Source organism: Sphingomonas sp. SP1, from assembly GCF_058313395.1.
In genome coordinates this window covers 707447-734333 of record NZ_JBZFLC010000001.1, presented here as the reverse complement: position 1 = coordinate 734333, position 26887 = coordinate 707447, and the positions used below count along the sequence as shown (strand labels likewise).

General features: G+C 65.3%; 30 protein-coding genes and 1 tRNA gene. 12 read left to right on the top strand and 19 right to left on the bottom strand.

The window, feature by feature from the left end; translation table 11 throughout:
- Positions 1-72: 72 nt before the first annotated feature.
- Both AC4GYS_RS03825 and AC4GYS_RS03820 read left to right on the top strand, forming a co-directional pair.
- Positions 73-1008, top strand: a complete 936-nt coding sequence (locus AC4GYS_RS03825) for a ribose-phosphate pyrophosphokinase (protein ID WP_491107776.1) — start codon at positions 73-75, stop codon at positions 1006-1008.
- 19 nt (positions 1009-1027) lie between these two features.
- On the top strand, positions 1028-1678 hold the full coding sequence (locus AC4GYS_RS03820) for an SDR family oxidoreductase (protein WP_491107775.1): 651 nt from the start codon (positions 1028-1030) through the stop codon (positions 1676-1678).
- 4 nt (positions 1679-1682) lie between these two features.
- Here AC4GYS_RS03820 and AC4GYS_RS03815 read toward each other — a convergent pair whose 3' ends face one another.
- Both AC4GYS_RS03815 and AC4GYS_RS03810 read right to left on the bottom strand, forming a co-directional pair.
- Positions 1683-2117: a pyridoxamine 5'-phosphate oxidase family protein gene (locus AC4GYS_RS03815; protein ID WP_491107774.1), complete on the bottom strand. Its 435-nt coding sequence runs from the start codon at positions 2115-2117 to the stop codon at positions 1683-1685.
- 62 nt (positions 2118-2179) lie between these two features.
- The gene (locus tag AC4GYS_RS03810; RefSeq protein ID WP_491107773.1) at positions 2180-2605 is read right to left on the bottom strand and encodes a VOC family protein; all 426 of its coding nucleotides are present in this window, start codon (positions 2603-2605) and stop codon (positions 2180-2182) included.
- Positions 2606-2748: 143 nt separating this feature from the next.
- Between AC4GYS_RS03810 and rpmI the strand changes: the two genes are divergently transcribed.
- Positions 2749-2952 (top strand): 50S ribosomal protein L35, encoded by a 204-nt coding sequence (gene rpmI / locus AC4GYS_RS03805; protein WP_029941637.1) that lies wholly within the window; start codon positions 2749-2751, stop codon positions 2950-2952.
- Positions 2953-2966: 14 nt separating this feature from the next.
- On the top strand, positions 2967-3362 hold the full coding sequence (gene rplT / locus AC4GYS_RS03800) for a 50S ribosomal protein L20 (RefSeq protein WP_491107772.1): 396 nt from the start codon (positions 2967-2969) through the stop codon (positions 3360-3362).
- Positions 3363-3444: 82 nt separating this feature from the next.
- On the opposite strand, the gene AC4GYS_RS03795 is transcribed toward rplT, so the two are convergent.
- The 4 genes from AC4GYS_RS03795 to aceA are packed head-to-tail and all read right to left on the bottom strand — an operon-like array spanning position 3445 to position 7451.
- Positions 3445-4359, bottom strand: a complete 915-nt coding sequence (locus tag AC4GYS_RS03795) for a DUF5996 family protein (RefSeq protein ID WP_491107771.1) — start codon at positions 4357-4359, stop codon at positions 3445-3447.
- A 29-nt stretch (positions 4360-4388) separates the two neighbouring features.
- Positions 4389-5957: a malate synthase A gene (gene aceB / locus AC4GYS_RS03790; RefSeq protein ID WP_491107770.1), complete on the bottom strand. Its 1569-nt coding sequence runs from the start codon at positions 5955-5957 to the stop codon at positions 4389-4391.
- Positions 5954-6157, bottom strand: coding sequence for a DUF4170 domain-containing protein (locus tag AC4GYS_RS03785; protein ID WP_491107769.1), 204 nt, complete (start codon positions 6155-6157; stop codon positions 5954-5956). The genes aceB and AC4GYS_RS03785 overlap by 4 nt, the downstream gene beginning before the upstream one ends.
- 13 nt (positions 6158-6170) lie before the next feature.
- Complete coding sequence (gene aceA / locus AC4GYS_RS03780; protein ID WP_491107768.1) at positions 6171-7451, bottom strand: isocitrate lyase; 1281 nt, start codon at positions 7449-7451, stop codon at positions 6171-6173.
- Positions 7452-7581: 130 nt separating this feature from the next.
- Here aceA and AC4GYS_RS03775 point away from each other — a divergent pair, with 130 nt between their 5' ends.
- The 3 genes from AC4GYS_RS03775 to pheT are packed head-to-tail and all read left to right on the top strand — an operon-like array spanning position 7582 to position 12458.
- Positions 7582-8991, top strand: coding sequence for a helix-turn-helix domain-containing protein (locus tag AC4GYS_RS03775; protein WP_491107767.1), 1410 nt, complete (start codon positions 7582-7584; stop codon positions 8989-8991).
- A 33-nt stretch (positions 8992-9024) separates the two neighbouring features.
- On the top strand, positions 9025-10092 hold the full coding sequence (gene pheS / locus AC4GYS_RS03770) for a phenylalanine--tRNA ligase subunit alpha (RefSeq protein WP_491107766.1): 1068 nt from the start codon (positions 9025-9027) through the stop codon (positions 10090-10092).
- On the top strand, positions 10089-12458 hold the full coding sequence (gene pheT / locus AC4GYS_RS03765) for a phenylalanine--tRNA ligase subunit beta (protein ID WP_491107765.1): 2370 nt from the start codon (positions 10089-10091) through the stop codon (positions 12456-12458). The genes pheS and pheT overlap by 4 nt, the downstream gene beginning before the upstream one ends.
- Here the strand turns inward: pheT and AC4GYS_RS03760 are convergent.
- Genes AC4GYS_RS03760 through ftsE form a run of 4 tightly spaced genes read right to left on the bottom strand, consistent with a single transcriptional unit; the run spans position 12455 to position 15302 of the window.
- Positions 12455-13138 carry a lysophospholipid acyltransferase family protein gene (locus AC4GYS_RS03760; RefSeq protein ID WP_491107764.1) on the bottom strand — a complete coding sequence of 228 codons (684 nt, stop codon included), beginning with the start codon at positions 13136-13138 and terminating at the stop codon, positions 12455-12457. The two genes, pheT and AC4GYS_RS03760, sit on opposite strands and share 4 nt — an antisense overlap.
- Positions 13138-13671: a YdcF family protein gene (locus AC4GYS_RS03755; protein WP_491107763.1), complete on the bottom strand. Its 534-nt coding sequence runs from the start codon at positions 13669-13671 to the stop codon at positions 13138-13140. Before AC4GYS_RS03755 ends, AC4GYS_RS03760 begins: the two co-directional genes overlap by 1 nt.
- Positions 13668-14540 (bottom strand): cell division protein FtsX, encoded by an 873-nt coding sequence (locus AC4GYS_RS03750; RefSeq protein WP_491107762.1) that lies wholly within the window; start codon positions 14538-14540, stop codon positions 13668-13670. Before AC4GYS_RS03750 ends, AC4GYS_RS03755 begins: the two co-directional genes overlap by 4 nt.
- Entirely contained in the window at positions 14541-15302 is a 762-nt protein-coding gene (ftsE, locus tag AC4GYS_RS03745) for a cell division ATP-binding protein FtsE (protein ID WP_491107761.1), read from the bottom strand. It abuts the gene before it with no gap.
- Positions 15303-15378: 76 nt separating this feature from the next.
- Here ftsE and AC4GYS_RS03740 point away from each other — a divergent pair, with 76 nt between their 5' ends.
- Positions 15379-16422 (top strand): zinc-ribbon domain-containing protein, encoded by a 1044-nt coding sequence (locus AC4GYS_RS03740; RefSeq protein ID WP_491107760.1) that lies wholly within the window; start codon positions 15379-15381, stop codon positions 16420-16422.
- A gap of 79 nt (positions 16423-16501) precedes the next feature.
- Positions 16502-16588, top strand: a tRNA-Leu gene (locus AC4GYS_RS03735).
- 61 nt (positions 16589-16649) lie between these two features.
- On the opposite strand, the gene AC4GYS_RS03730 is transcribed toward AC4GYS_RS03735, so the two are convergent.
- Together AC4GYS_RS03730 and AC4GYS_RS03725 are read right to left on the bottom strand one after the other, a co-directional pair.
- Positions 16650-18149, bottom strand: a complete 1500-nt coding sequence (locus tag AC4GYS_RS03730; RefSeq protein WP_491107759.1) for a GTPase domain-containing protein — start codon at positions 18147-18149, stop codon at positions 16650-16652.
- Positions 18146-19627 carry a hypothetical protein gene (locus AC4GYS_RS03725; RefSeq protein WP_491107758.1) on the bottom strand — a complete coding sequence of 494 codons (1482 nt, stop codon included), beginning with the start codon at positions 19625-19627 and terminating at the stop codon, positions 18146-18148. The genes AC4GYS_RS03730 and AC4GYS_RS03725 overlap by 4 nt, the downstream gene beginning before the upstream one ends.
- A 75-nt stretch (positions 19628-19702) precedes the next feature.
- Between AC4GYS_RS03725 and msrB the strand changes: the two genes are divergently transcribed.
- Both msrB and AC4GYS_RS03715 read left to right on the top strand, forming a co-directional pair.
- Positions 19703-20134 carry a peptide-methionine (R)-S-oxide reductase MsrB gene (gene msrB, locus AC4GYS_RS03720; protein WP_491107757.1) on the top strand — a complete coding sequence of 144 codons (432 nt, stop codon included), beginning with the start codon at positions 19703-19705 and terminating at the stop codon, positions 20132-20134.
- Between the two features lie 41 nt (positions 20135-20175).
- Positions 20176-22311, top strand: coding sequence for a transglycosylase domain-containing protein (locus tag AC4GYS_RS03715; protein ID WP_491107756.1), 2136 nt, complete (start codon positions 20176-20178; stop codon positions 22309-22311).
- Here AC4GYS_RS03715 and AC4GYS_RS03710 read toward each other — a convergent pair.
- Complete coding sequence (locus AC4GYS_RS03710; protein ID WP_491107755.1) at positions 22264-22977, bottom strand: M48 family metallopeptidase; 714 nt, start codon at positions 22975-22977, stop codon at positions 22264-22266. The genes AC4GYS_RS03715 and AC4GYS_RS03710 overlap by 48 nt on opposite strands.
- Positions 22946-23392, bottom strand: coding sequence for a YcgN family cysteine cluster protein (locus AC4GYS_RS03705; protein ID WP_491107754.1), 447 nt, complete (start codon positions 23390-23392; stop codon positions 22946-22948). Before AC4GYS_RS03705 ends, AC4GYS_RS03710 begins: the two co-directional genes overlap by 32 nt.
- 65 nt (positions 23393-23457) lie before the next feature.
- Here AC4GYS_RS03705 and AC4GYS_RS03700 point away from each other — a divergent pair, with 65 nt between their 5' ends.
- Positions 23458-24060 carry an ankyrin repeat domain-containing protein gene (locus AC4GYS_RS03700; protein WP_491107753.1) on the top strand — a complete coding sequence of 201 codons (603 nt, stop codon included), beginning with the start codon at positions 23458-23460 and terminating at the stop codon, positions 24058-24060.
- Between the two features lie 4 nt (positions 24061-24064).
- Here the strand turns inward: AC4GYS_RS03700 and AC4GYS_RS03695 are convergent, their stop codons facing one another.
- The 5 genes from AC4GYS_RS03695 to hpf all read right to left on the bottom strand — a co-directional run bounded on the left by AC4GYS_RS03695 (position 24065) and on the right by hpf (position 26852).
- A complete protein-coding gene (locus tag AC4GYS_RS03695; protein WP_491109352.1) occupies positions 24065-24544 on the bottom strand; it encodes an MmcB family DNA repair protein in 480 nt (159 codons plus the stop codon).
- Positions 24545-24603: 59 nt separating this feature from the next.
- The gene (locus tag AC4GYS_RS03690) at positions 24604-25245 is read right to left on the bottom strand and encodes a cell wall hydrolase (protein ID WP_491107752.1); all 642 of its coding nucleotides are present in this window, start codon (positions 25243-25245) and stop codon (positions 24604-24606) included.
- 176 nt (positions 25246-25421) lie between these two features.
- Positions 25422-25772: a DUF1491 family protein gene (locus AC4GYS_RS03685; RefSeq protein WP_491107751.1), complete on the bottom strand. Its 351-nt coding sequence runs from the start codon at positions 25770-25772 to the stop codon at positions 25422-25424.
- On the bottom strand, positions 25753-26217 hold the full coding sequence (locus AC4GYS_RS03680; protein ID WP_491107750.1) for a PTS sugar transporter subunit IIA: 465 nt from the start codon (positions 26215-26217) through the stop codon (positions 25753-25755). The genes AC4GYS_RS03685 and AC4GYS_RS03680 overlap by 20 nt, the downstream gene beginning before the upstream one ends.
- Before the next feature lie 62 nt (positions 26218-26279).
- Positions 26280-26852, bottom strand: a complete 573-nt coding sequence (gene hpf, locus AC4GYS_RS03675) for a ribosome hibernation-promoting factor, HPF/YfiA family (RefSeq protein ID WP_491107749.1) — start codon at positions 26850-26852, stop codon at positions 26280-26282.
- Positions 26853-26887: the final 35 nt, after the last annotated feature.

The following is a 26887-nucleotide window of genomic DNA, read 5'->3' as shown; positions in this document are numbered from 1 at the left end:
TCTCTAGCGGGCGGCACACTTTCGTCCAACGCCATCGCCCGCTAGAGGGGGCCAGCTTCCTGGGGGTGTGCAATGAAACTGCTGGCCGGCAACTCGAACCTTCCGCTTGCCAAGGCGATCTCCGACTATCTGGAAATCCCTCTCACCCAGGCCAGCGTGCGCCGGTTCGCGGATGAAGAAGTGTTTGTCGAGATCCACGAGAACGTCCGCGGGGAGGACGTTTTCCTGATCCAGTCGACCAGCTATCCCGCCAACGACAATCTGATGGAATTGCTGATCTGCATCGATGCGCTGCGCCGCGCGTCGGCCAAGCGAATCACGGCCGTCGTTCCATATTTCGGCTATGCCCGGCAGGACCGAAAGCCAGGCCCACGCACCCCGATCAGCGCCAAGCTGGTGGCCAATCTCATCACTACCGCCGGAGCCCATCGCGTCCTGTCGGTCGATCTGCATGCTGGACAGATCCAAGGCTTTTTCGACATTCCCACGGACAATCTGTTCGGCGCGCCCGTGATGAGCGCCGACATCCACGCCCGCTTTGCCGATCGCGAGATTACGGTGGTGTCGCCGGACGTCGGGGGCGTCGTCCGGGCCCGCAGCCTTGCCAAGCGACTCAACAATGCGCCGCTGGCGATCGTCGACAAACGCCGCGAACGCGCGGGCGAGTCGGAGGTCATGAACATCATCGGCGATGTGTCGGGCAAATTCTGCGTGCTGATCGACGATATCGTCGATTCGGCTGGCACCCTGTGCAACGCCGCCGCGGCCCTGCGCCAACAAGGTGCGACGGATGTGGTGGCGTACGTCACCCATGGGGTCTTGTCCGGTGGAGCGGCCGCTCGTGTAGCCGGCAGCGAACTGACCGAATTGGTGGTCACCGATTCGATCTTCTCCGGCGAGGTCGGGGAAGACTCTCCGAAAATCCGCCGCCTCACCATTGCGCCGCTGCTGGCCGAGGCGATCCGGAGAATTGCGGACGAGTCGAGCGTTTCCAGCCTGTTCGACTAATCACAACCGGAGCCCCTCCATGCCAACCGTTTTGATCACCGGCGCCAATCGCGGCCTCGGGCTGGAATTCGTGCGCCAGTATCGAGGCGAGGGCTGGGATGTGATCGCCACCGCGCGTCAGTCGTCGGTCGAGCTGGAGGCGGAGGGGATGGAGGTCCTTGACCTGGACATGAGCGATCTTCAGGCGGTCGCCAACTTGCGCCTTGAGCGTCCACTGGACCTGTTGATCGCCAATGCGGGCACCTACGGTCCGCGTGAAGCCACCAATGCCGCGGAAGCGCGCGAGTGGCTCGACACCTTCGCCGTCAACACCGTGGCGCCTTATTTGCTGGCTCAGGCCGTGCTGCCGCAGGTGCGTTCGGCGAATGGCAAGCTGATCGCCATCAGCACGCGGATGGGCTCGATCGCGGACAACATCAGCGGCGGCTTCCTGGCCTACCGCTCGTCCAAGACCGCGCTCAACATGGCCTGGCGCACGCTAGCCCTCGCCAACCCGGATCTCACCTGCGCGGTGCTTCATCCGGGTTGGGTCCAGACCCGCATGGGCGGCGCCAGTGCGCCGGTCACGCCTGGCGACAGCATCGCAGGCATGCGCCGCGTCATTGCGGGGCTTTCGCCCCGACAATCGGGCGACTTCCTCGACTATCAGGGTCAGCCGGTGCCCTGGTAGGGAATCACAGCTTCACCTCACCCTCGTCACCACCGTCCCAATAGTGCACCCGGGTGGCGCGGGCCTTGATCATGGCCAGGTTCGGCGTGTCGATGCCCTGTTCGAACCAGCGGTCGAGATCCTTGGTCCAGTGCTCGGCGAACTGCGCCTTGTCGCGAATGACTTCGGCCTCGGCTTCGACCGAGATGAAGATGCCCGGCTTGCCAAGGATGCTGCCCTTGCCCTGAAAGCCGAGGCCGATCTGCGGGTCTCGACCAATGTCCTCCACGGTGTGCGAATCCGCCCAAGTGAAGAAATAGCTGTCACCGTCATAGTCGACCTCGCGATTGTTGCTCATCGGGCGGGCGGCGATGGCGCCGTTGGCGGCGCGGGTGGAAAGCATGCAGAAGTCGATGTCGCGCATCGCTTCGCTCAAGTCGGACAAGCTATTGTCAGCCATGGCGGTGATCTCCAGTTCAACAGTCCGCCCCTAACGCGCAGGTCGCCGGTTTGGAGCCTGCCTCAGTCCTGCTTGAGCACGGCAGTCGACCCGATCGACCAGCGGAAGCCGAATGGGTCTTCGATCTGGCCGTACCGGTCGCCCCAGAACTGGTCGGCCAACGGCATTCGCTCCGTCGCGCCAGCCTCGAGCGCCTGATTCCACAGAGCGTCCGAATCATCGGCCTGAAGGTGCAGGGTGAAGCTTCCCGGTGAGGCGGCGGCACCGCCATATTCCGGAAAATCGTCGTTCAGCATCAGGCTGCCGCCGTTGACCTGAAGGTGCGCGTGCATGATGCGCTTGCCATCGTCCGCAAGATGCGGTTCGTCCCTCAGTTTCGCGCCAAAGGCCCGGCGGTAGAAGTCGATGGCTTCCGCGGCGCGTCCGTTACGGATGGTGAGGTGGGGCAAGACTCCGGCCCAGGATTGCTGTTCACCTGATTGTGTCACCGCGACTCTCCTTGCCTTGTGAGACGCAGCCCCTTATAGGCGCCCGCTTTCCAGCTTAGTGGAAAAACAAACGGCCCGGCCAGTGAGGGCTGCCGTGGCGGTTTGCATAACGTCGCCCCGCAAGGGGCAACAAGGAGACGAAAATGCCCAAGCTCAAGACCAAGAGCGGCGTGAAGAAGCGCTTCAAGCTCACGGCCACCGGCAAGGTGAAGCATGGCGTCGCCGGCAAGCGCCACCGGCTGATCAGCCACAACGCCAAGTACATCCGCCAGAACCGCGGCACCGAAGTTCTCGCCGACGCCGACACGGCGCGCGTGAAACTTTGGGCGCCCTACGGCCTTAAGTAAGGAGCGGATAAGACATGGCACGCGTCAAAAGGGGTGTAACCACCCGCGCCAAGCACAAGCGGATCCTGGAAAATGCGAAGGGCTATTATGGCCGTCGCAAGAACACCATCCGCATCGCCCGCCAGGCCGTCGAGAAGGCCGGGCAGTACGCCTATCGCGACCGCAAGGTAAAGAAGCGGAGCTTCCGCGCCCTGTGGATCCAGCGCATCAACGCCGCCGTCCGCGCCGAAGGCCTGACCTATGGCCAGTTCATGCACGCGCTGAAGGTCACCGGCGTCGATCTCGACCGGAAGGTGCTGGCCGACATGGCGATGCACGAGGGCGCGGCGTTCACCGCACTGATCGCCTCGGTCCGTGGCAACGTCGTGGATGCAGACAAGCAGCGTGAGCAGCAGCAGAGCGCTGCTTAAGCGTTCAAGCGTTTCACGTGAAATGACGAAGGCGCCGCGGGTAACCGGGGCGCCTTTTTCGTTTTAAACCGGGTGACGTGGGTCAGGGCGCAACCGGTGTCCGTTCCAGCGCAGCCCGATCCCACCCGGCGAGGGCCGCTGCCGCCTCGTACGTCGATTGCAGGAATGCCGTTAATTCGGCTTCCGGGGCGGCGGAACGCTGGACAGCGGCATAGGGGAGGACAAACTCCCCCATTCCTTCATCAAAGCGTGCCGCGGTTGGAGCGACCGTCGCCGTCCGGAACCCCGTGGGCTCCGGATAAGCATAGCTGTAGAAGATGGGTTCTGCCCCCGTCGCGCCGCCCGGCCAGAAACCCGCGCTCGACACCTCGTGGCTATAGGCTTCACGAGTGATCCTGTCGGGAAGACCGGGGACGCCGCCCGGGTGCTCCGGTGCAGACCGTCCGGAAAAGCGGGTCACTGCCAGGTCGAAGCTGCCCCAGAAAAAGTGCACCGGGCTGGCCTTCCCGCCGAAGCCGGCACGAAATTGTTCAAATACCGGGAGCACGAGGGCCAGCGCACGAAGCAGGCGCCGCGCCGCCTTCGGGTCATAGTCTCGCGGGGTATCGTCTTCAGTGAAAGGGACGGCGTTCTCGATCTCGTTCGGCCGATGGTGAAAGTCGCTCGGCAATCCGTGGCGCTTGAGCATGGCAATCACGCCTGCATGGATTTGGGCCACCGTGCGGCCCACCAGCGGCACCAGGTCGTGAGCGCCATCACTGACGACGAGTGTCACGGCATGGTGACAAAGGTCGAGCGTAAGGGTGAAGCTTCTTCCGCTGGCAGCAATTGGCGCGATCTGCAGCCCGTCGGCGCGCGGGTGAAGGGTCGCGTGCCAGCCGTGATTCGCCCAGGGTGCATGCGCCACACGCAGCTTGCCCAGCATCTGGCTGACCAGGTGAAGCACGGCCCAGGTCGGCGCATCGGTTGCTGGGTTCAGGTCCGGCCAACTATGCACGTGCTGCTCCGGCGATCCGCGTTTCGCAGTTACGACAGCAGCGGATAGGCCGGCAGAGTCAGGAACTCCTCACACTCGTCATCGAGCACCATTCGCCGAAATAGACCGGCCGCTTCGCCGATCCGCGGCACGTCGCCCAGGGCCACCAATTCCGCTTCGAACAGCCGTTCAAACAGGTCGCGGGTGAAAGTCTGCCCGTTATCCAGCGGGGCCTCGAACTTGAGCCACTGCCACAGTTGCGTCCGGCAGATTTCCGCCGTCGCGGCATCTTCCATCAGGTTGTAGAGGGGCACCGCCCCTTTGCCGCCGAGCCAGGCGGCGAGATATTGCACGCCGACGCGAATGTTTTCGCGGGCACCCTCCTCGGTGCGAGGACCCGTGTGCAGCTCCAGCATCTCGTCCCGCCCCGGCACCCGGTCGGGCATCCGGTCGAGCTGGTTGGGGCCGGTCATCTGCGCGAACGCGTCCATCGCCACGGGCACGAGTGCGGGGTGCGCGACCCAAGTGCCGTCATGGCCGTTGCCGACCTCGCGCAACTTGTCGGCGCGGACCTTGTCCATCGCCGCCTGATTGGCTGCCTCGTCGCCCTTCACGGGAATAAAGGCCGACATCCCGCCCATGGCGAACGCGCCGCGCCGGTGGCAAGTCGCGATCAGCCGCAGCGAGTAGGCGGCCAGGAACGCCTTATCCATGGTCATCGCCGAGCGGTCAGGCGTCAAACGCGACGGGTCTCGGCCGAACCGCTTGATGTAACTGAAGATATAATCCCACCGACCGCAGTTGAGCCCGACGATATTCTCCTTCAGCGCGAACAGGATCTCGTCCATTTCGAACGCCGCCGGCAGCGTCTCGATCAGCACCGTCGCCTTGATTGTTCCGCGCGGAAGGCCGAGCCATGCCTCCGCCACCGCGAACACTTCGCTCCACAGCTCTCCCTCGAACCGGCTTTCGAGCTTGGGCAGGTAGAAATATGGACCCGACCCCGCTTCCAAGGATGCCTTCGCGTTGTGGAAGAAATACAGGCCGAAGTCGAACAGGCCACCGGCGAGCGGGTCGCCATCGACGGTCAGGTGCCGCTCGTCGAGGTGCCAGCCCCGAGGACGGACCTTCAGCACTGCGGGCGTGTCGCCAAGCCGATATTCCTTGCCGGTCCCGGGATCGGTGAAACCAAGCGTTCCCGCCCAGCGCGCACGCAGGTTGAGCTGACCTTGCAACAGCTCGTCCCACGCGGGGGCGGTGGCGTCCTCGAAATCGGCCATGAACACCTTCGCGCCGCTGTTGAGCGCGTTGATGACCATTTTCGCGTTGGTCGGCCCGGTGATTTCGACCCGGCGATCCTGAAGGTCCTGAGGGATGGCGCCCACGCTCCACTCGCGGTCGCGTATGTCGCGCGTGGCTTCCGGGAAGTCGGGCAACTCCCCGGCATCGAATTTCTTCTGCCGTTCCGCCCGCGCAGCCAACAACGATCGCCGCCTGGGCTCAAACCGCCGATGAAGGTCGCTCAGGAATTGCAAAGCGTCGGGCGTGAGCAGCGAATCGGCGCCTTTGACCTCACTCGCGGCCGCGTTCACCTGCGACCGATCCATTACCGTACTCACGCGCGGGGCGCCTCCGGCTCGACGCAGATCGAGTAACGCTCGGTCGCTCCGCAGTGATCGCGGAAGGTCAGCCGCTGCCATTCCATCCGAGCTTTCACTTCATCGTTGAACGGCCCGCAGACGCGCTCCGTCCCCGGCTGAATCTGCTTGAATGCGCAGTCGGCATATTCGCCGCCGACGATCCAAAAACGCTGTCCCATCGGTTTTCTCCCTTTACTCGGCCGCGACGAACTGGGCGGTCTCGGTGGATTCACCAAGTGCGGTGGTGGAGGCCTGTCCGGCGCTGACCGCAGTGGCAATGGCGTCGAAATAACCGGTGCCGACCTCGCGCTGGTGGCGCGTGGCGGTGTAGCCGTCCTTTTCCGATGCGAACTCGGCCTGCTGGAGCTCGGAATAGGCCGACATGCCGTGATCCCGATAACCCGACGCCAATTCGAACATGCCGTGATTGAGGCTGTGAAAGCCGGCCAGTGTGACGAACTGGAACCTGTAGCCCATGGCGCCAAGCTCGCGCTGGAACTTGGCGATGGTGTCCTTATCGAGCTTGGCCGCCCAGTTGAACGATGGCGAGCAATTGTAGGCGAGGTGCTTGCCCGGATGCACCTTGTGCACTGCTTCGGCGAACTTGCGCGCGTCTTCCAGGTCGGGATGGCTCGTCTCCCACCACAGGAGGTCGGCATGCTCCGCGAAAGCCAGGCCGCGGGCGATGCAATGGTCGAGACCGCTGCCCTCGCGAAGCCGGAAAAAGCCTTCGGGCGTGCGCTCACCGGTAATGAACTGGCGATCGCGCTCATCGACGTCCGAAGTGATGAGCTTGGCGCTTTCTGCATCGGTGCGGGCGACCAGCACGGTGGGCACTCCGCAGATGTCGGCGGCCAGGCGTGCGGCATCCAGATTGCGGACCGCCGCCTGGGTCGGAATCAGCACCTTGCCGCCCAGATGGCCGCACTTCTTCTCTGACGCCAATTGGTCCTCGAAGTGCACGCCTGCCGCGCCGGCCTCGATATAGGCCTTCATGATTTCGAAGCAGTTCAGCGGTCCGCCGAAGCCAGCCTCGGCGTCGGCGACGATCGGCACGAACCAGTCGCGCTTGGCACCGCCTTCGAGATGCTCGATCTGGTCGGCGCGCTGCAGCGTGCGGTTGATACGCCGCGCAAGCTCCGGCCCGGCGTTGGCCGGATACAGCGACTGGTCGGGGTACATGGCGCCGGCGGTGTTCGCGTCGGCCGCGACCTGCCAGCCGGACAGATAGATCGCCTGAAGCCCGGCGCGGACCTGTTGCATGGCCTGGTTGCCGGTCACCGCACCAAGCGCGCGCACCGGTTCATCCTGGCCGTTCAACAATTCCCACAGCTTGAGGGCGCCCCTGCGTGCGAGCGTATAATCGATCGGAACCGATCCGCGCAGGCGCAGGACATCCTCGGCCGAATAAGGCCGATCAATGCCGTCGAAGCGGCCGGGAGGAGCAGAAACGACTTGGTCAAAACTTGCCACGGAACAACAACCCCTGATTAGCGAAGAATTGCCCCATGAACCCTGCTTGACCCGAGTCGGTATCGGCAAAAACTGCTTCGATGTCATAAGTTGACTTGTGATTCTGAGTGATCTTTGACAACCTGCCGGAATGATGACGGAGCAGAAGCTCTTCCTGGGCCATCGCCTGCGCCGCCTGCGCCGCGAGCGTGACCTGTCGCAGACCGCGATGGCGACGAGCCTTGGCATAAGCCCAAGCTATCTCAATCATCTGGAACGCAACCAGCGGCCGGTGACCGCGGGGCTGCTGCTGAAGCTGGCCAACGGCTTCGGCATCGACATCCTGTCGTTCGCATCCGCCAATGGTCACAAGACCGGTCCGGACACGTTGGCGGAGATCTTCGCCGACCCCCTGCTGTCCGACCTTGGCGTGCCCCGCTACGAGCTGGTGGAGCTGGCGCACAACTCACCATCCGTCGCCGACGCGGTGTCGCGACTGTACGGCGCCCTCAAGGAAAGCCAACGGCTCCCGGTCGTTGAAGATGTGGAGGATGTCCGCGCACTGGTGACGCCCGAGAACTGGGTGCGTGACTATATTCAGCAGCATCGCAATCATTATCCCGAGCTGGAGGAGGCCGCGGAAACGCTCGGCGGCGCGCTGAGCGATCCCCTGTCGGTGGCCGAACCGCTGCGCCGCCGGCTGAAGGAAGCCTGGGGCATAACCGCGCAAGTCATCCCCCAATCGCAGCTGGGCAACCTCAGCCAGAATTATGACGCGGACCGGCGATTGTTCGTCATCTCTTCGCAGCTTCGAGCCGAGAACCGGACTTTTGCACTCGCCTACCAGCTGGCCACCGCCGAGTTCGCCGGCCTGCTCGACCGGATGGTGCGCGAAGCCGCCCCGCCTGACGAGGGTATCGCGCAACTGCTGCGGATGAGCCTTGCCAACTACGCCGCTGGCGCAATCATGATGCCTTATGGCAAATTCCTCCGCTCAGCCGAGGAAATGCGCTATTCGATCGATCGGCTGTGCGGCGAATACGGCGCCAATGTCGAACAGGTGGCGCACCGGCTCACCACGCTCAATCGTCCAAACGCGCGCGGCGTGCCGTTCTTCATGCTGCGGGTCGACCCGGCCGGGAATATCTCCAAGCGCTATGCGGGGGACAAATTTCCCTTCTCCCGCTTTGGCGGCACCTGTCCACGCTGGAACCTCCACGCGGCCTTCCAGGCCGCGGGCCAGGTCGTGACGCAGCTGATCGAGACGCCGGACGGCCATCGCTACTTCACGGTGGCCCGCACCATCGAGCGGCCCATCAAGGCGGAGTTGGCAGGCGGACTACTGGCGATCGGTCTTGGCTGCGACATCGAATACGCACACAAGTTGCACTGCGCCGAAGGCATCGACCTGATGCACGCGCCGGTCACGCCGGTCGGGCCGGCCTGCAGCATCTGCCCGCGCATGGATTGCGCCTATCGCGCGACACCTCCCGCCGGCCGTAAGCTGGCAGTCCACGAAAACCGCAAGACGATCTCGCCTTACCCCTTCCTGGCCGCGTGACGAGCGCATACCGGTTCGCTAAGGCCGCGCGCCATGAGTGACGTCACACAAACGCTAAGCCGTATTGCCGCCGCCGGGGACCTCGCCGCGCTGGACGCTGTCCGGGTCGAGGCCTTGGGCAAGAGCGGGTGGGTGACCGCGCTATTGAAGACGCTGGGTCAGATGAGTCCGGAGGATCGCCAGGTCCGCGGGCCAGAGATTCAAGGTGTGCGCGCGCAGGTTGCCGACGCGATCGCCGAGCGCAGGGCCGCGCTCGAGGCCGGCGAACTCGAGCGCAAGCTGGCGACCGAAAAGATCGATCTTTCGCTTCCGGCTCCGCCCCGTCCACAAGGCAGCATCCACCCCGTCAGTCAGGTCATGGACGAACTGGCTGAGATTTTCGCCGACCTCGGCTTTGCCGTTGCCGAAGGGCCGGAGATCGAAACCGACTGGTACAATTTCACCGCCCTCAACATGCCCGAAAGCCATCCGGCCCGGGCGATGCACGACACCTTTTACGTCGCGCAGAGCGCTCCAGGCGAACCGCAGCGGGTGCTGCGGACCCACACCTCGCCCGTGCAGATCCGCGCCATGGAACAGCACGGAGCGCCGATCCGGGTCATCGCACCCGGCCGGGTGTACCGCTCCGACAGCGACGCGACCCATACGCCGATGTTCCATCAGATCGAAGGGCTGGTGATCGACAAGGCCATTCATCTCGGTCACCTGAAGTGGACGCTCGAGACATTCCTCAAGGCCTTCTTCGAGCGTGATGACGTCGCGATCCGCATGCGGCCGAGCTATTTTCCCTTCACCGAACCCTCCGCCGAAGTCGATGTCGGCTGGTCCACCGTGAAGGGACGTCGCGTCGTCGGGGGTCAGGAAGGCTGGATGGAAGTGCTTGGCAGCGGCATGGTCCACCCCAAGGTGATCGCTGCGGCCGGGCTCGACCCAGACGAATGGCAGGGCTTCGCCTTCGGCACCGGCGTCGACCGGCTGGCGATGCTGAAATATGGCATGGACGACCTCCGCGCATTCTTTGACGGCGATCTGCGGTGGCTCAGGCACTATGGCTTCAATGCCCTCGCCGTGCCCACGCTCAGCGCGGGAGTCGGCGCATGAAGTTCACCTTGTCCTGGTTGAAAGATCACCTGGACACCCGATCGGGCGTTCAGGAGATTGCGGACACTCTCACCCGGATCGGGTTGGAGGTCGAACAGGTTACCAACCCCGCCGAGGCGCTCGCGCCGTTCAAGGTCGCCCGGGTGCTGACCGCCGAGCCTCATCCTCAGGCCGACAAGCTGCAAGTGCTGACCGTGGACACCGGCGACAGCGCTCCGCTGCAGGTTGTGTGCGGTGCACCCAACGCGCGGGCCGGGCTGGTTGGTGTTTTCGGCGGGCCTGGCACCTATGTTCCGGGCTCCGGTTTTACGCTCAAGAAAGCAGCGATCCGGGGGGTCGAGTCCAACGGGATGATGTGCTCCAGCCGCGAACTGGAGATGGGTGACGATCATGCCGGCATCATCGAATTGCCGGGCGATGCTCCCGTTGGTGCAAGCTTCCCGGCTTATGCCGGCCTCGACGATCCCGTATTCGACGTCGCCTTGACGCCTAACCGCCCCGATTGCCTGGGCGTACACGGCATTGCCCGCGACCTTGCCGCGGCGGGGCTCGGCACCCTGCTCGACCGGCCGGTTCGACCGGTTGACGGCAAGTCTGCGAACCCGGTCTCGATCCAGGTTCAGGACGATAGCGGCTGCCACGCCTTCGCCGGACGACTTATTCGCGGCGTTCGCAACGGCCCTTCGCCCGACTGGCTTCAGCGCCGACTGACAGCGATCGGGCTGCGGCCGATTTCTCTGCTGGTCGACATCACCAATTTTTTCACAATCGATCAGGCTCGGCCGCTCCACGTCTACGATGCAGCCCGGCTTCAAGGGAGCATCACCGCTCGGCGCGGGCGCGCCGGTGAGCGGTTCCTTGCGCTCAACGACAGGGAATATGAGGTCACGTCGACCGACTGCGTCATCGCGGACGACGCCCGCGTGCTCGGACTCGGCGGGATCATCGGCGGCGCGGACACCGGCGTGACCGACAGCACGACCGACGTGCTGCTGGAATGCGCCTGGTTCGATCCGGAAACCATCGGCAAGAGCGGCCGGCATCATCAGGTCAGCACCGATGCCCGGGCGCGATTCGAGCGCGGCGTTGATCCCCTGGTACTCGAAGCGATGATCGAGTCGGCGACCGCCATGATCATCGACCTGTGCGGCGGCGAAGCATCCGACGTCACCGTTGCCACCACGACCGACTGGGTGGACATTCTCACCCCCCGCTTCGTCGCCCTAAGTCCCGAACGCGTCGAGAGCCTGGCTGGCCTGCATGTGCCGGCCGACGACCAAGCCGACATTCTCGAACGGCTCGGCTTCCGGTTGGAGACTGCCGGATGGGTGCCGCCCGGCTGGCGTCCGGACGTCGATGGCGAGGCCGACCTGGTGGAAGAGATCGCCCGCATCGTCGGCTTTGATCATGTCCCGGCAACGGCCCTTCCTCGCGACGATGGAGTGGCCAGGCCGACGGCCACCCATTCGCAGAAGCTCGAGCGGCGGGTCCGGCGGGCAGCGGCCGCGGCGGGACTAAACGAGACCATCACCTGGAGTTTCATCGGCGAATCCGAGGCGGAATCTTTCGGCGGGGGATCCTGGACCCTGGCCAATCCGATCAGCGAAGAGATGAAGGTCATGCGGCCTTCCCTGCTGCCCGGCTTGTTGTCCGCCGCCAGGCGAAACCTTGACCGCGGGGCATCGTCGGTGCGGCTGTTCGAACTTGGCCGTCGCTATCTTGCAGACGGAGAGCGGCCGACGTTGACATTGCTCCTGGCGGGTGACGCCCACCCCCGCGATTGGCAGGTTGGCAAGGCGCGGCCCTTCTCCGCCCTCGACGCCAAGGCTGAAGTTCTTGCCCTCCTCGAAGCAGCCGGCGCTCCGACCGCGAACCTGCAGGTGTTCGCCGACGCCGGCGCGGCCTATCATCCCGGTCGATCGGCGACCCTCAGACTGGGCCCGAAGACTGTGCTCGCCGCCTTTGGTGAACTGCACCCACGATTGGCGAAAAGCTTCGACGTGCCCGCCGGGACCCAGGTTGCGGAGCTGTTCATGGACGCGATCCCGCCATCACGGAACGCGGACCGTGCCCGGCCGGCTTTTACCCCGCCGACCCTGCAACCGGTTACCCGTGACTTCGCGTTCATCGTCCCGTCGGATCTCACCGCGGATGCCCTGGTTCGTGCCATTCGGGGCGCCGACAAGTCGCTGATTGCCGACGCAAGAGTTTTCGACCGCTATCTTCAGGAGAATGGAGAGCTGAGTCTGGCGATCGAGGTGACGCTGCAGCCGACGGACAAGACGTTGACGGAGAGCGAGATCGCGGGGGTGTCAGGAAGGATTGTCGCGGCCGCAGCAAAGCTCGGGGCGGCTCTTCGCAGCTAGACCTCGAGGTGGTTGATAGCGGCGTGGACCCGCCCTTCGACCTCGTCACGTTTCAGGCCAGCCGGAATGACATCGCCGATAAGAACCCGAATGGTCCCGGAACGCTTCAGCAAACCCCGGCCCCAGATCCGGCCACTATCGAGCGCCACTGGCACGACAGGCAGGCCCAGCGCGCGGTACAGTCCGGCAAAACCGGGCCGCAGCGGCGGCGATTGCCCGACGGGCACGCGCGTGCCTTCCGGGAAGATGACGACCGGACGCCCCGACGCGACCGCCTGTTTGGCGCGCACCATCATTTCCCGCAGCGCACTGGCACCGGCCTCTCGGTCCACGCCGATCACCCCGTAACGTCGGGTTACCCACCCGAACAATGGCATGGTCGTCAGCTCGCGCTTCATCACGACCACCGGCGTGTCGACCAACCGGAGAACCTCGACCGTTTCCACCATCCCCTGGTGCTTGAACGCGACCAGATAGGCTCCGGGGGGGATCGTGCCGCTTATCTCCCACCGAATGCCGAGCAGGCGCGTCACCAGAAAGTGATGAAAGTCGGCCCAGCCATGCACGATCGCCTGCACGGGCCGTTCGCCGAATGGGGCCGCGGCAAAGACGCTAAGCACGTAGACCAGCGTGCCCGGATAGAAGAGCAGGGTGAACAGCACCGAACGAACCCACTGCATCAGATATCCAGCCATACCGCGGCGCGCCGAAGCACGTACTTGTTGTATTCGAGGAACAGGGTCGGCAGCTGCGGACGGGTCGCCACTGCGTCCGCAACAATGACGTACTCTTCGCCAAGATGCCGCCGGAATTCATATTCCGCCCGCCGCATGTGCCAGTCGTTGGTGATCAGCCGCAGCGTCCGATAATCGCGCTGCTTCAGCCAGCGGCCCGCTTCCTCGGCGTTCGACCGCGTATCGACGCTCTCCGAACCTAGATCGACGCAGCAGCGCAGCGTGCGCGCCGCCGCCGGCCCAAGCCGAGCACGGAGATCACGTTGCCGCACGCTAGGGTCGGCACCGGCAATCAGCATGCGCTTCGCCTCGCCTTTCTTCATGAGTTCGATGCCGCGCTCGATGCGGTTGGGACCACCCGTCAAAACAACGATGGCGTCGGTTTTCTGAGCCGCCGCCGGCACGCCGAGGCTGACCGAAAACAGCACGAAGCCAAGCGCGTAGAGCAGCAGAAGGAAGGCAGACAGGCGGACGATCATAGGTTCGCGCGCAATGCCCGCAGGAGAGTGTATCTGGCAACCAGGGTCGCCAGCATCGCAGCGCCCAATGGAACCAGCATCAGCCACAAAAGATCGACCTGCCGCAGTATCGGACCGCCGGCGAAATCCCCCAGGAGTCCGCCTGGAGCGCTTCCCACAAGCAGGAGGACTCCTCCGGCCGCGACCGCTCCCGCCATCCCGCCCCCGAGGGCGTCAAGCGCAATCCTGCGCTGAAACAGCGCTGCCAGTTGCTCATCGGTAGCACCGATGCCGTGCATTACGTCGACCGTACCGCGATTGGCTTCGAGCGCGGCCCGGGTCGCCAGCACGACCGCGGCGGCGGTGGCAAGAATCATGAGCAGCACCAGTCCGGCTGCGAGCCATTGGAGGGCCCGCAAGGATTGCAGCAGTGGGCCAAGCTGTTCCCGGTAACTCAGCACCCGGGCGCCAGGCGCTGTCGTCCGCAACCGTGCTTCCAACCCGCGAACGTCGGCCCCCGGGGCGAGTTCGAGATCGATCAGACCGGGAACGGGCAGCGCGGCTCCGTTGGCGACGTCGGGGCCGAGCCAGCGCTCCAGAGTCGCACGAACCTCGGCTTCGGGAACCACGGCGGCGGCAGTGACGCCCGGCGCCCTTCGCGCGGCGGCCGCCGCTGCCTGGACCGTGCGCTCGCCGTCGGGAATCTGAACCGAATAGCGGGCTGCCACCCCCGCCTCGACCACGCGGGCGGCATTGGCGAGCGCCAGGCCCGCTGCTGCGACCACCAGCGTCACAAATGTCATGATCGCGATCACCCAAGGCGCCGGACGCCCGCGCTGATCGTGCAGCAATCGGCGCTGGTGCTGTGGTGGCGCGATCCAGCCGAGCATTTAACGTGCCTCTGCCACGCGCGGCGGATGGCGAAGCAGGCCGGTGGGATCGACCAGCCGGCCGCCTTCCAGCCGAAGCAGCTGCGAGCCAGGCTTGCCCGCGATCAGCGACAGGTCGTGCGTAGCGACCACGATCGTTGTCCCAAGCCGGTTGAGGCTATCGAAGAGGTGCAGCAGCCGCGCCGCCATCTCAGCATCGACGTTGCCGGTCGGTTCATCCGCAACCAGCATTTCGGGATGGCCGACCACCGCGCGAGCGATCGCTACGCGCTGCTGCTCGCCGCCGGACAGGGTCGCCGGCTTCGCACTGGCCCTGTCCGCCAATCCGACCCAGGCGAGCAGTTCGCGGACCGAATGTTCAACCTCGGCATCCGGCTGCCCGGCGATACGTAGCGGAAGCGCGACATTGTCGAAGGCGGACAGGTGCCGGATCAGGCGAAAATCCTGGAACACCACACCAATTCGGCGCCGAAAGGCGGGCATCGCATCGCGGGAGGCTTCGCCAAGCTCTTCGCCGAACAGCCGGATACGTCCGCGTGTGGGGCGCTGGGCTAGGTAGAGAAGTTTGAGGAGAGAGGTCTTGCCCGCGCCAGACGGACCGGTGAGAAAATAAAAGCCGCCGCGCTGCAACCGAAACTGCAAATCGCGCAGCACTTCGGCGCCGGTGCCGTAACGCAGGCCGACGCTGTCGAACTCGACAATGGCATTGGCCGACGCGCTCACCCCATTCCCCACCGCTTCCCAGCCCTTCATCTGTCGCATAATCGCGTCCGCCTTGCCAATGGCGCTCCGGTCGGGTTTACGAGAGGCGAGCAAAGCAAAAGGGGCGAAGAAAGCCATGATCCTCACCTGTCCGGCGTGCGGCACGCGTTACGCGGTGAAGGACGGCGCAATTCCACCCGGCGGACGACAGGTCCGCTGCGCCAGTTGCAAGCATAGCTGGCACCAGAACCCCGAAGGGGAAGGTGCGCCAGCGCGGCCGGTCGACTCCGGCGACGATCATGGCGCCAGCCTCGCCCCCCACACAGCGGTCCAGCCGACCGCCGTCTCGCATAACGATGAGGAGCAGACGTCATCGGAGACCGTGCTGACTGAACACGGTCACTCCAATGTTCGGACGGAGGAGGTTGCGCCGACCGAGGATTGGGATGCCCATCCGTTACCGGAGAACAGGGCCGCATACCCGCCCGTCGAGACGGCGCCTTCGCCACTTCCACAACCTGAAGCCGAGCCTCCGGTTGTGACCGAACCGTTGGCGGAACCGGAACCCGAACCGGTCTTGGCAGCGTCGGCGACTGGGTTGGATGCGGCTTCGGAACCCGACTGGCAGGCACAACAATCTGGGCCCGCGAGCGAGCCGGTCGATGATTTCGCCGACTATGGCTATGGCCAGCACGAGGTCGAGACTCCTCGCCGTCGCGGATTAGTCGGCCTGCTGCTGGCCATCGTCCTGATTGCAGCGTTGGTGGTCGCGTTCTGGTTCCTGGCGCCGGTCGCATGGAAGCAGCGCCTGGGCATCGCACAGAGCGACGCCAGTCCCCTGGTCGTTCAGCTGGATGAAACCAACCGCCGGACACTGGCGAGCGGCAATGAACTGCTGGAGGTGACCGGCAAGGTCATCAACCCGACCGACCAGCCGCAACGCGTCCCTCAGATCGAGGCGATGCTGCGCAGCCTTCAGCAGAAAGTCGTGTATCGCTGGACCATCCCGCCGCCGGCCCCGGTCCTCGCGCCGGGCGGAAGCGCGACGTTCAACAGCGCCGAGCTGCTGACGGTGCCCGCCGACGCGGCCTGCCTCAGCGTGTCGACGGTCTCGGCCGAGAAGGCTCCGCTCGAGCCCTGCACGGCGCAAAGCCAGCAGGTCGAAGTTCAGCCCAGCTGAGGCGGTTGCGCGGGGGCGGAGGCGCTGCTAGAGGCCCCGCCTTGCCAGCGGCGGTCCCACGGTCCGCCGACATCATGATGCGGTCGTGGCGGAACTGGTAGACGCGCAACGTTGAGGTCGTTGTGCCCGAAAGGGCGTGGAAGTTCGAGTCTTCTCGACCGCACCATGATCAGCAGGAAGGTTGCAAGCAGGTTTCAGCCCGGGCGCAAGCGCCGCAGCGCTTGCGATCACCGCAGTTCCGCTGCGGGGTCCTTGGATTCGGAAGTCAGCGCTGGCTTTGATGGGGCCTGGAAGAGTTCAGCCGCCTCCGGATACAGCCCGACCAGCAGTTGCTCGGCCATGCGGGTCAGCAGCGGCTGCACTGCCTCAATCACCGCCTCTCGGCCATCGCGCGCCCGGTCCCACGCCCGGCGCAGTGCCTTGGCCTCGCTAGCGACCACCCTCTCGACCGCTGCCTGCCAGTAGGTCGGATGTTCGCCCTCCTCCCATTCGCCACGTCCACGTCCGAAATGGGCCACCGCGAGGTAGCGGAGCAGCGCCGAGCGGGTCAGGCCGGCGAGGAAGTCCTCCGACCAGCGGATCGCGTTGAGTTCCTCGCCCCGCGCCATGTTGAAACCCCGCGCCGCAGTCTTCGCCCCGAAGGCGCCCAGGACCGACCCGACAAGCATCCCGGCCCCAAGCGTCATCCCGCCCGCGGCAAGGTCGGCCGCCAAACCTCCGGCCGCGCCGGACACCAGGCCCCCCAGCATGGTCGCGACGCCTTCGCGGGCCGGAGCACTTTCCCGATAATCGTCCTTCAACCGCTTAAGCACTTCGCGCGCGGCACGACCGGACAATTGGTGCAGCGCGATCAGTTCGTCCGTCGAGCGGCGGATGTCCGCATCCAGGCGCTCGGCCAGCGAGCCCATGGCTCGCCGGGCTTGGGGGGAGCTGTCGCCACTGACCGGGTTGAGGATCGCGCCCCGCACCCGGTCGGCAAGGTTGCGCTCCGGCAACTCTTCCCGGTCCATGGCGGCCGCGGTCAATTGCTCGGCGAGAACCTGCATCGACGCTCCGAAGCGTTGCAGATTGCGCTCCGCCCACGCGCCACGAAGGGCAGGCATGGCCGCTGCCTTGTCCGGCGGAAGCAGCGGCGTCACGACCCGCAACAGTTCGCCTTCCTGCACCCAGCAGCGCGCAAAGGCGTCCAAAGTCAGCGTGTCACGCACCAGACCGGTGTGGGCCAGGTGGCGACTCCAGCGCTGTTCGTCCTGCTCCCCCTTGTCCGACGGCGGCCCCGTTTGATTCAGCAACAGCACAATCGGCTTTCCGATCCAGCCGAGCACCTCCATCTCCAGTTCCACGTAGGCCGCACCGGCCGGGTCCTCGGCGGCGTTGACCAGATAGAGAATGACGTCCGCCTCTTCCCGCGCGTTGCGAACCGCCTGTTGCGAAGACCACAGGGGCCGGTCGCGAAAGCGGTCCCACACCTGGGTCAGGAACCAGCCGATGGGGTTGCCGGAGTTGCGCAGCCGGGTCACGAGGCGCTGGGTGTCGCCGAAACCGGGCGTGTCCCACAGCATCAGCGTGTCGTCGCCCGCCTGCAGCAGGACATAGCCGGTCGCGACATCCGTCACGTGCGCCGCGTCACGCACCTCCCCGACGTCGCGGCCCAGCAAGGTCCTGACCAGCGTCGTCTTGCCCGCGTTGGTATGGCTGATGAGGCTGAGGTTGACCGTAACGCTCATGCCGGCACCGGCGAGCGCTGCAGCGCCTTCTCCAATCGGTGGGCGCCGTCGACTGCGGCATCCTCGCCGAGGCCAATCACGACTGGCTCGGTTCCGGTCGGCAACAAAACTTGGCGCCAGGCCGCAATCCGTTCGTCCACGCGACGGTTGGCCGACGCCTGTCCGCCGAACCGCTCGCGCAGGCTGCTGTCATCCAGCAAAAAGGTGAGGCCGGTGCCCCCTCCACTCAGCCGGTCACGCACGGCCTGGGCAAAGGCACCGTGATTTTCCGCTTCCGGAGTGGACGCGAGATTGAACAACAGGAACAGCTGGTCGGCGTCACCCAACGCCTCCGTCTCCGCGGCAATCCAGTTGTCCTCGCCACCGTAGGGGACTGGCTCGTCGAAGCCGACGCGCATGCGTTCGCCCATCGCTGCTCCCAGCATTCGTTCCAGGCGCTCGCGGGCGATCGGTCCCGGATTGAAGCCATAAGGGACCACTCGCGCCCGCCCCGCTTCGCCGAGCGCGTTGCGAAGCAGGCTGCGAACATAGAAATCCTCGCGTCCCGGGACCGGGACCCGCCGTTCCAGCACACCGGCGCGGATCGCGCTCCACAGCGTCAGCACCAGGCGCGGAATGATTACGAACAAGGCGGCGGTGACCGACCACAGGATCAGCCAGTCCCCGGCATTCTCCGCACCGCCCCTCAGCTCGCGCAGCCGCTCCGCCCCTGGCAGGTCGATCCCGGTCAACCAGCTTGCGGGTCCGAATAGCAACGATAAAAAGGCGGCGACCTCGACCTCCGCACCCGCCCAGGTGCCCGCCCAGCCGGCCTGATACTCCGCCGTGTAGCGGGCCCGCACCAGCATCCCGCCGATGATCCCGATCGCGAACATCGCCGCCCCAAGGTGCAGCGTCCGGCCTGCGCGGTAACCGGTCAGCTTTCTCGCAGCGCGCGACCAGTCGCGGACGAAGCGGGCAACCCCCCGCTCCAGGCTCGGCTGCGCGGCCAGGCGACTGGCGGCCGGGCGTCCGATCCGCTCCACCAGGTTCAGCAGAGGATGACCTTTCGGCCCGCGCCTGAGGGCGGCGACGGCCAGCCACAGGTAAACCCCGAGATTCCAGGCCAGCATGCCAAGCAACGGAAAGGCGAGAATGTTGAGCCGCTCCCCGTCCAGCCGATGGCTTAGAAATCCCAGCACCAGCGCTGCCAGCGGAACCCCCCAGCCGACCCAGTGCGGCCAGCGCGACAATCCGCAAGCGCGCTTCAAGGCCGGAAAGCGCGACAGCAAACGTTCCAGCGCCAGGTTGGCGCGACGGTGAAGAAATCGGGCGGTGCTCGTCCGATCGTCGCCGGGCGGGCAATCCCGCAATGCGGCGGCGGTGGCGTAGTCCCGGTCTTCGCGGGTCAGCACCGCCCCTTGCGTATCCTCACTCTCGATCGCACGGAGTAGCAGCACCTCGCGCGCGGCGGGCTCAGGCAGTCGAAGTGGCCTCATCGCGCTTCACAACGGGCGAGACGGCGGCAGGATGCACCCTTTCACCCGACGGTTGGCATCCCCACATGAATTGCCATGACCGATCAACCCTCCACCGACCTCCCGCACAGCGAGGACGAATGGCGTCGCAAGCTTGGCCCCGCACGCTATCGGATCCTCCGCGAGGCGGGCACCGAAGCACCCTGGACCGGGGAGTTGCTGAGCAATAAGACGGCGGGCGAATATCGCTGTGCCGGCTGCGGAGCGCCCTTGTTCGAGAGTGACTGCAAATACGACAGCGGGTCCGGCTGGCCGAGCTTTACCGCCCCCGCGGACGAAGCGGCGGTGACGGAGATCACGGACAGCAGTCATGGCATGCAGCGGACCGAGGTTCGGTGCGCCCGGTGCGCGGGTCATCTGGGACACGTCTTCCCCGATGGCCCGGGCCCGGAGGGTCTGCGCTATTGCATCAATTCGGCCAGCCTCGACTTCGCGCCATCGACGGACGACAGGAAGCAGGCAGAGTAGTTCTTGCGGGGCCGGAAAGCTCCCCCTAGACCTTCGCTCACATGGCCGCTCCGCCCCGCCGACCCCCGCCCCGCGCCACTCCCGCCGCTGCCGCTGCTCCGAAGCGGGGCTGGTTCGGTCGTCTGGTGAAGTTGGGCCTGATCGCAATCATCGCCGGCCTGATCGCACTGGTGGTGGCGGTGGGCGTCGCGATGACCCAATTGCCGAGCTATGGGGAACTCGCCCGGCGGTCCGACCTCGGGCAGATGATCCGGGTTCGTTCGGCTGACGGCAAGCTGCTCGTCTCACTCGGTCCAAGCTTTGGCCAGTGGATTCCGTACGAGAATATTCCCGCGCCGATGCGCTCGGCGATGATTGCCGTGGAGGACAAGCGCTTCCGCATGCACCCGGGCGTCGACCCGATCGGTATTGCCCGGTCGGTCAAGGTCCGCGCGCAGACCGGCCGCTGGACGCAGGGCGGATCGACGATCACGCAGCAGCTCGCCCGGAACATCTTCCTCACCAACAGCCGCACCTTTGGCCGCAAGGTGAAGGAAGCGATCCTGGCCCTCGCGCTGGAAAGGAAGTTCAGCAAGGACCAGATCCTGGAGCTGTACCTGAACCGCGTCTATTTCGGCGGCGGCGCCTACGGCATCGATGCCGCCAGCCGAACCTTCTTCGGCCACCCGGCGACGCAGCTGAGCCTCGGCGAGGCGACGATCATCGCCGGCCTGGTCAAGGCCCCGTCAAACTATTCGCCGACGGCTGATGTCGAGGCCGCTCGGGGCCGGGCCGACGTCGTGCTGCAGACGATGGCGGACAACGGATTCATCAGCCAGGCCGCCGCCGCCAACGTGGACCCCGCGCGCATCGTGGTGACCCCGGCGCAGAAGCAGAACAGTGTCCGCTACTTCACCGACTGGGCCTTGCCGCAGCTCGACACGCTGATCGACGAAACAAGCGATCCCATCGATGTCTGGACCACGCTCGACACTCGGATGCAGGCGGCGGCCGACAGGGCGATCAACGCCAATACACCGTCCGGCGCGCAGGGGGCGTTGGTGGCGCTTGATCGGGACGGGGCCGTCCGGGCAATGATCGGCGGCAAGGATTACGTGAGCTCGTTGTATAACCGGGCGACGCAAGCACAGCGCCAGCCGGGTTCGGCCTTCAAGCTGTTCGTTTATCTCGCCGCGCTGGAATCGGGCATGAAGCCGACCACCACGCTGGTGGATGAGCCGGTGACCATCGATGGCTGGACCCCGCGCAATTCCACCCGAACCCATCTCGGCACCGTCACCCTGCGCGAGGCGTTCGCCCGTTCGATCAATACCATCAGCGCCAAGATCGGAGCAGAACTGGGCTTCTCGACCATCGCCGACATGGCGCATCGGTTCGGCATCTCCGGGAATATCTCGACCTACCCGTCCATGGTGCTGGGCACCTCGGACGTACGGCTGATCGACATGACCCGGGCCTATGCCGCCGTCGCCAACCGCGGGATCGGCGCCGTTCCCTATGCCATCACGCGGGTCGCCACCGCCGACGGGCGCCTGCTGTACCGCCATGAGCGTACCGAGGACCGGGTCCTCGTGGCTCCCTGGGTCGCTGCGGGCATGACCGATCTGCTCCAGACCGCCGTCCTGTCCGGGACCGGCCGAGCCGCCCAGATCGGGCGCCCGGTGGCAGGAAAGACCGGCACGACCAGTTCCAACAAGGACGGTTGGTTCATCGGCTTTTCGTCCGGCATCACCACCGGCGTGTGGATGGGCCGTGATAACGCTCGCCCGATCGCCGGCCTGCAGGGCGGTACGGCTCCGGCCCGCGCGTTCCACGATTTCATGGTCGTCGCTGTCGCCAATCGCCCGGTGGAGGAATTCGAGACGGAAGTGCCGATGCCCGATTGGCAACTGGACCCGGAAGAGCAGGTCTACGCTGGCGATGATCCGCTGGCAGCCGAGCAGCCTTTGGTCGATGCGAACGGCAATCCGATCGGCGTTCAGCCGGCCGAGCCCTTGTCGCCACAGCCCTATGGCGAGCAGCCCCCCGCCGGCCCACCCGACCAGACAGAACTCGACCGCATCTTCGGCGGTTCACCGCCTCCGCGCGAAGGCGCGCCGCAACCGATCGAGCGCTTTCCACCGACGCCATCAGCTCCGCCCGACCAGCCGCAGCGCCGGCCCGAGATCGCGCAATAAGGCGCGCGCATCGCGCACCGGCCCACCAAAGAGCCGTTCCTCCGCCCGTTTGAATGCCGCGGAGTGATCCATATGCAGTCGGTGGGCAACCTCATGTGCGACGACGAAACGAAGCGCCTCGGGCGGTGCCATGATCAGGCGCCAGCTGTAACGGATCGATCCGTTCGTCGAGCAGCTTCCCCAGCGCCTTGTCGGGTCGCCGACTGATACCCGGGTGACGGCCACGCCGGCTGGCGCCGCGATCCGAGCGGTTTCTTCGCTCAATACCTGCCGCGCCTGCCCTCGTAGCCATTGCTCGACGCGGCGCGGCACGCTCTCGGACGGTCCACCGACGATCAACTCGCCGCCAATCAGCCGAGGAGTGCGAGCATCCGCTTCGATCCACCGAATGATCAGGTCGTTGCCGTGGAAGGGTATCATCGCTCCGTCCGCCAGAGCGACTCCCGCGGGCGCACGGGCCAATTGCAGTTCGACCCACTCGCGCTGTTCGCTCGCCCACCGCAAGGCCGCTCGCGCCGACCCTCGTGCGGGCATGGTCAGCCGCAGCAGCTTGCGTTCATGATCCACGCGCAGGCGGAGCCGGCAGGCTCGGGCATGTCGCCGGACCGCTACCGCCAGCGGCAGGCCCGGAACATCAAAGGTCGCGGTCGACAAGGTGAAACTCAAGCTCTCCGGCGTCGACCTCGCTGACGGTCCAGCCGCGCGTCGACATGCCTGCCTCGTGGACCGTGTCGCGGCTACCGCTCACCAGATAATGCCAGTCCGGCAGAGGCTGTCCGTGCGCGCGCAGCCGATAGGCACAGCTTGATGGAAGCCAGTCCAGACCATCGACCTTGCCCGGCGACAGCTGCACGCAATCCAGCACATGTTTGGCCCGATTGGGATAATCGCCGCACTGACCGGTTCGGCGATCGAGCAGCTTGCAGGCGACGTTGGTCGGGTAAAGCTCGCCGGTTTCATCGTCCTCCAGCTTGTGGAGGCAGCAGCGGCCGCAGCCGTCGCACAGCGCCTCCCACTCACCGCGATCAAGATCGGTAAGCGGCTTGTTCCACCAGGGATCCGATGAGGCGCTGCCGTTCATAGCCATGCCAGCTGTGGTCTGCTAAGCGCCCGCTTTCAAGGGTTACGCAATCGGGCTGGGGCATAATGCTCAATCATGTGAAGTGCTTGACGCTGGCGGTCGCGCTGATGACCGTGCCAATCGCGGCAGATGCGCAATATGCAAGTACCGGGATCCAGTTCCTCCAGGCGGTCAAGGAACGCGACGGGGCCAAAGCCAACGAACTCCTGCGCGCCAACGGTTCGGCAATCATCAATTATCGCCCTGATGGCGGCGATGAGCCCGCCTTGCACACCCTTGTCGCCCGCCGCGACATCGAATGGCTAGGCTTCATGCTGTCGTCCGGTGGCGATCCTAATCTGCAAAGTACGAAAGGTGACACGGCCCTGCTGGTCGCCGCCAGGAACGGCTGGCTGGATGGCGTCAACCTGCTGCTCCGTGGCAAGGCGCGCGTCGATCTTGGCAACCGGATGGGCGAAACGCCGCTGATCGTCGCCGTCCAGCAACGCCAGACCGCAGTGGTCAAGCGATTGCTCGAAGCGGGGGCCAATCCGGACAAGACCGATAATGCCACTGGGCGGAGCGCACGCGACTATGCGAAAGAAGACCGCCGCTCGACCGAGCTGCTGCGCCTGATCGAGACCATCAAGCCGACCGGCGCAAGGCAGGTCGCCGGACCGAAGCTTTAAGCAACTACTGCCCGAAACCGATCGTCGGATCAATCTGGGCCGACAATCGCCGGGCAGCGCGTCGCGCGAAACGTAGCAATTCCGCCTTGCGTCGGGCGGGCGCAAGCGGCCGTTGCGCCGCCTCCCGGATCACGGCGGCGTCATAGCGGTCGGCCACGATCAGCCCTGCCGAACCTGGCAGGAAACGCTCCTCGCCACACACCGCCGCCAGCGGTGCCGGAACTGCCCAGAAGAAGCGGTCGCAATATTCGAGATAGTCGGTCCACTTCGAATCGCCGATCAGATCGGCCTTGCTGACCTTGATCTCGACGATGGTCAGCCCACCTTTCGGATCAATGGCCATCAGATCGGCCCGCCGGCCATTGGGCAACGGGACTTCGCAAATGGAAAACAAGTCCTGCCGGCAGAACAGCCGCGTAACCCCACGTGCGACCTCACCGGCGACGGGTGGCTGATCGGCGAAACAGCCGGGTTCCGGCAACAGGGGATCGGGCGCGCTACTCACGCCCTGTTACTAGAACAAAAGGAGGACGTGAGCTAGGCTTAGCGGTAGAAGACGTGATTGCCCACGGTCGCGACGCGGGTCAGCTTCCAACCCGGGCTGACGCGGCGGGCATGGAAGAACAAGGCGCGTGGAACCGGCCCGTCATGCAGCTCCTGGTCGACGATGCGAGCGATCGCGACCGCATTCTTCCACTGCGTTCCGCCCTTCGCGACGGCCGGCCAACGGCCACCGCGAACGAACGAGAATTGACCGCGCTGGAACAGCACGCCGCAGTAGGAGGACGGGAAACGGCCCTTGCTGTTGGCCCGGTTGGCGATCACCTGCCCAACGGCAAGCTGACCCGCCAGCGGCTCACTCTTCGATTCGAAGTAAATGCCGACCGCCAGGCACTCTAGCTCGCGGCTGCCCGGATCAGTCCCGCGCAATTCGGCGACCTTGGCCGCCAACGTCGCACCCTTGGGCGGAAGCGGCGCTTCGCTTTCGTCCGGCTCGGCAATCGGCGCAAGCGTATCAGGCTTGGCAGGCGAAACAGCTGGAATTGCAGACGCGGCAGGAACAACATCGTTGGTGTTCGTAGTGGGGACGACCGGCTCAACCGAATAGGGCGTCACCTGCGCGGGTGCCACCGACCCAGCGGTCAGAACAAGGCCCGCAACCAGAACAGCCAAACGATGAAACATTCTTGATCCATGCTCGTGCGGTGGACCGGCGTGGAGTGCGCAACAACAAGCTGTGAAAAGCTCGCGCAAACTGCTGATCCCCCGTCTCGCGCGGCTCCCGCGTTAGGCCTTTGCCTGCCCGCGGCGGAAGCTCTCCGCTAATACGAGTTCCTCCGTTCACCGCATTTAAGAGCGGATCAACCTTCGGCGGTCGTTTCAGCGACGAACTGTTCAGCGGATGGGATGTCCAGTTCTAAAATCCAGCAATCGGGGTCATTACGTCGGGCCCGCGCTAGATATTGTGCCACCTCGGTCGAATCGGCGGATTTCGGACCTGTCAGCCCCCACGCGTAGCGGCCGGTCAGGCCCAATCGGCGCTCCAGCAGGGCGTGATGCAGGCCCCGCTCCGTAACCGCGAGAATGATGGCTCCGCGTTCCGGGTCCCCCCGATTCAGCACGGTACCGAAGCCACCGAGCGTTTCGGCCCGGCGCAGCAAAGCGCTCGCCTCCACCCCAGCGGATAGACGGTCAGGCAGCGTCGCGCTCATCGACGCCGATCAATACGGCGGCCAGCGCATCGGCCGACCGGGCCCCGCGCAGCTTTTCCAATGTCGGGGCATGCCGCACCGTCCGGCTAATGGCCGCCAGCGCTTTCAGATGCTCGGCTCCCGCGTCGGGGGGCGACAACAGGAAAAACGCCAAATCCACCGGCTGGCCGTCCACGGCCTTGTAGTCGATCGGTTCCGACAGGCGGGCGACCTGGCAATAGATCCGGCCAAGATCGGCGAGTTTGCCGTGCGGGATCGCGACCCCGTTGCCGAACCCGGTCGAGCCAAGCCGCTCTCGCTCGGCCACTGCAGCGATCACATCGGCCGGATCCAGCCCGAGCCGCTGGCCAGCCATCTGTCCAAGAATATGGAACAAACCCCGCTTGTTGGTCGCCGGCAGGGCGGTCTTGACCGAGTCGAGATCGACGAAATCTGACAGATGCATACACGCACTCGCCAGGCGTCCTGCAATCGTGCAGCCGCCTGTCTAAAAGGGATGGGCTCGCCTCAGCCCCGAGGTTCGACCCAACCGATGGTCCCGTCATCCCGGCGATAGACCATGTTGAAATGGCCCGTGCCGGAATTGCGGAACATCAACGCATTGGTGTTGCGAAGGTCCATCATCATGACCGCGTCGCTGACGCTGGCCGCCGGGATGTCGACCCGGGTCTCCGCGACGATCGGGGGATGCTCCGGCGCGGGCTCCTCTTCCGCCATCGGCGCGGCGAACACGGTGTAGCCGGCATTCTCGTCCAGGGTCACGGCACCGTTCACGTCCCCCTTTCGTTCGCGCAAACGCGACACGTAGCGACGCAGCTGCCGCTCGATCTTGTCCGCGGCGCCTTCGAACGCGAGATGGGCGTCGGGCGCACGGTTGCTCGCCTTCAGGACCATGCCCTGGGCCACCGGTGCAACAATATCGCAGGTGAAGCCATTGTCATGCGGACCCTTGCCGAAGGTCACATTGGCGCCGATCGCGCGGGAGAAATACCGGTCGGCAAGCGCCGTTATCCGCTCCGACACATGACTTTGCAGCGCCCCACCCGTTTCGACCTGGTGACCAGCGACACGAACTTCCACGATCGTGTGTCCTTTCTATTCAGCCCTGTTTTCCG

Excerpts from the sequence above, each read along its gene's own strand:
- AC4GYS_RS03825 (WP_491107776.1), top strand. The coding sequence starts at position 73 with ATGAAACTGCTGGCCGGCAACTCGAACCTTCCGCTTGCCAAGGCGATC.
- AC4GYS_RS03820 (WP_491107775.1), top strand. The coding sequence starts at position 1,028 with ATGCCAACCGTTTTGATCACCGGCGCCAATCGCGGCCTCGGGCTGGAA.
- AC4GYS_RS03815 (WP_491107774.1), bottom strand. The coding sequence starts at position 2,117 with ATGGCTGACAATAGCTTGTCCGACTTGAGCGAAGCGATGCGCGACATC.
- rpmI (WP_029941637.1), top strand. The coding sequence starts at position 2,749 with ATGCCCAAGCTCAAGACCAAGAGCGGCGTGAAGAAGCGCTTCAAGCTC.
- rplT (WP_491107772.1), top strand. The coding sequence starts at position 2,967 with ATGGCACGCGTCAAAAGGGGTGTAACCACCCGCGCCAAGCACAAGCGG.
- AC4GYS_RS03785 (WP_491107769.1), bottom strand. The coding sequence starts at position 6,157 with ATGGGACAGCGTTTTTGGATCGTCGGCGGCGAATATGCCGACTGCGCA.
- AC4GYS_RS03775 (WP_491107767.1), top strand. The coding sequence starts at position 7,582 with ATGATGACGGAGCAGAAGCTCTTCCTGGGCCATCGCCTGCGCCGCCTG.
- pheS (WP_491107766.1), top strand. The coding sequence starts at position 9,025 with ATGAGTGACGTCACACAAACGCTAAGCCGTATTGCCGCCGCCGGGGAC.
- pheT (WP_491107765.1), top strand. The coding sequence starts at position 10,089 with ATGAAGTTCACCTTGTCCTGGTTGAAAGATCACCTGGACACCCGATCG.
- AC4GYS_RS03760 (WP_491107764.1), bottom strand. The coding sequence starts at position 13,138 with ATGCAGTGGGTTCGTTCGGTGCTGTTCACCCTGCTCTTCTATCCGGGC.
- AC4GYS_RS03755 (WP_491107763.1), bottom strand. The coding sequence starts at position 13,671 with ATGATCGTCCGCCTGTCTGCCTTCCTTCTGCTGCTCTACGCGCTTGGC.
- AC4GYS_RS03750 (WP_491107762.1), bottom strand. The coding sequence starts at position 14,540 with ATGCTCGGCTGGATCGCGCCACCACAGCACCAGCGCCGATTGCTGCAC.
- ftsE (WP_491107761.1), bottom strand. The coding sequence starts at position 15,302 with ATGCGACAGATGAAGGGCTGGGAAGCGGTGGGGAATGGGGTGAGCGCG.
- AC4GYS_RS03740 (WP_491107760.1), top strand. The coding sequence starts at position 15,379 with ATGATCCTCACCTGTCCGGCGTGCGGCACGCGTTACGCGGTGAAGGAC.
- AC4GYS_RS03730 (WP_491107759.1), bottom strand. The coding sequence starts at position 18,149 with ATGAGCGTTACGGTCAACCTCAGCCTCATCAGCCATACCAACGCGGGC.
- AC4GYS_RS03725 (WP_491107758.1), bottom strand. The coding sequence starts at position 19,627 with ATGAGGCCACTTCGACTGCCTGAGCCCGCCGCGCGCGAGGTGCTGCTA.
- msrB (WP_491107757.1), top strand. The coding sequence starts at position 19,703 with ATGACCGATCAACCCTCCACCGACCTCCCGCACAGCGAGGACGAATGG.
- AC4GYS_RS03715 (WP_491107756.1), top strand. The coding sequence starts at position 20,176 with ATGGCCGCTCCGCCCCGCCGACCCCCGCCCCGCGCCACTCCCGCCGCT.
- AC4GYS_RS03705 (WP_491107754.1), bottom strand. The coding sequence starts at position 23,392 with ATGAACGGCAGCGCCTCATCGGATCCCTGGTGGAACAAGCCGCTTACC.
- AC4GYS_RS03700 (WP_491107753.1), top strand. The coding sequence starts at position 23,458 with ATGCTCAATCATGTGAAGTGCTTGACGCTGGCGGTCGCGCTGATGACC.
- AC4GYS_RS03690 (WP_491107752.1), bottom strand. The coding sequence starts at position 25,245 with ATGTTTCATCGTTTGGCTGTTCTGGTTGCGGGCCTTGTTCTGACCGCT.
- AC4GYS_RS03685 (WP_491107751.1), bottom strand. The coding sequence starts at position 25,772 with ATGAGCGCGACGCTGCCTGACCGTCTATCCGCTGGGGTGGAGGCGAGC.
- AC4GYS_RS03680 (WP_491107750.1), bottom strand. The coding sequence starts at position 26,217 with ATGCATCTGTCAGATTTCGTCGATCTCGACTCGGTCAAGACCGCCCTG.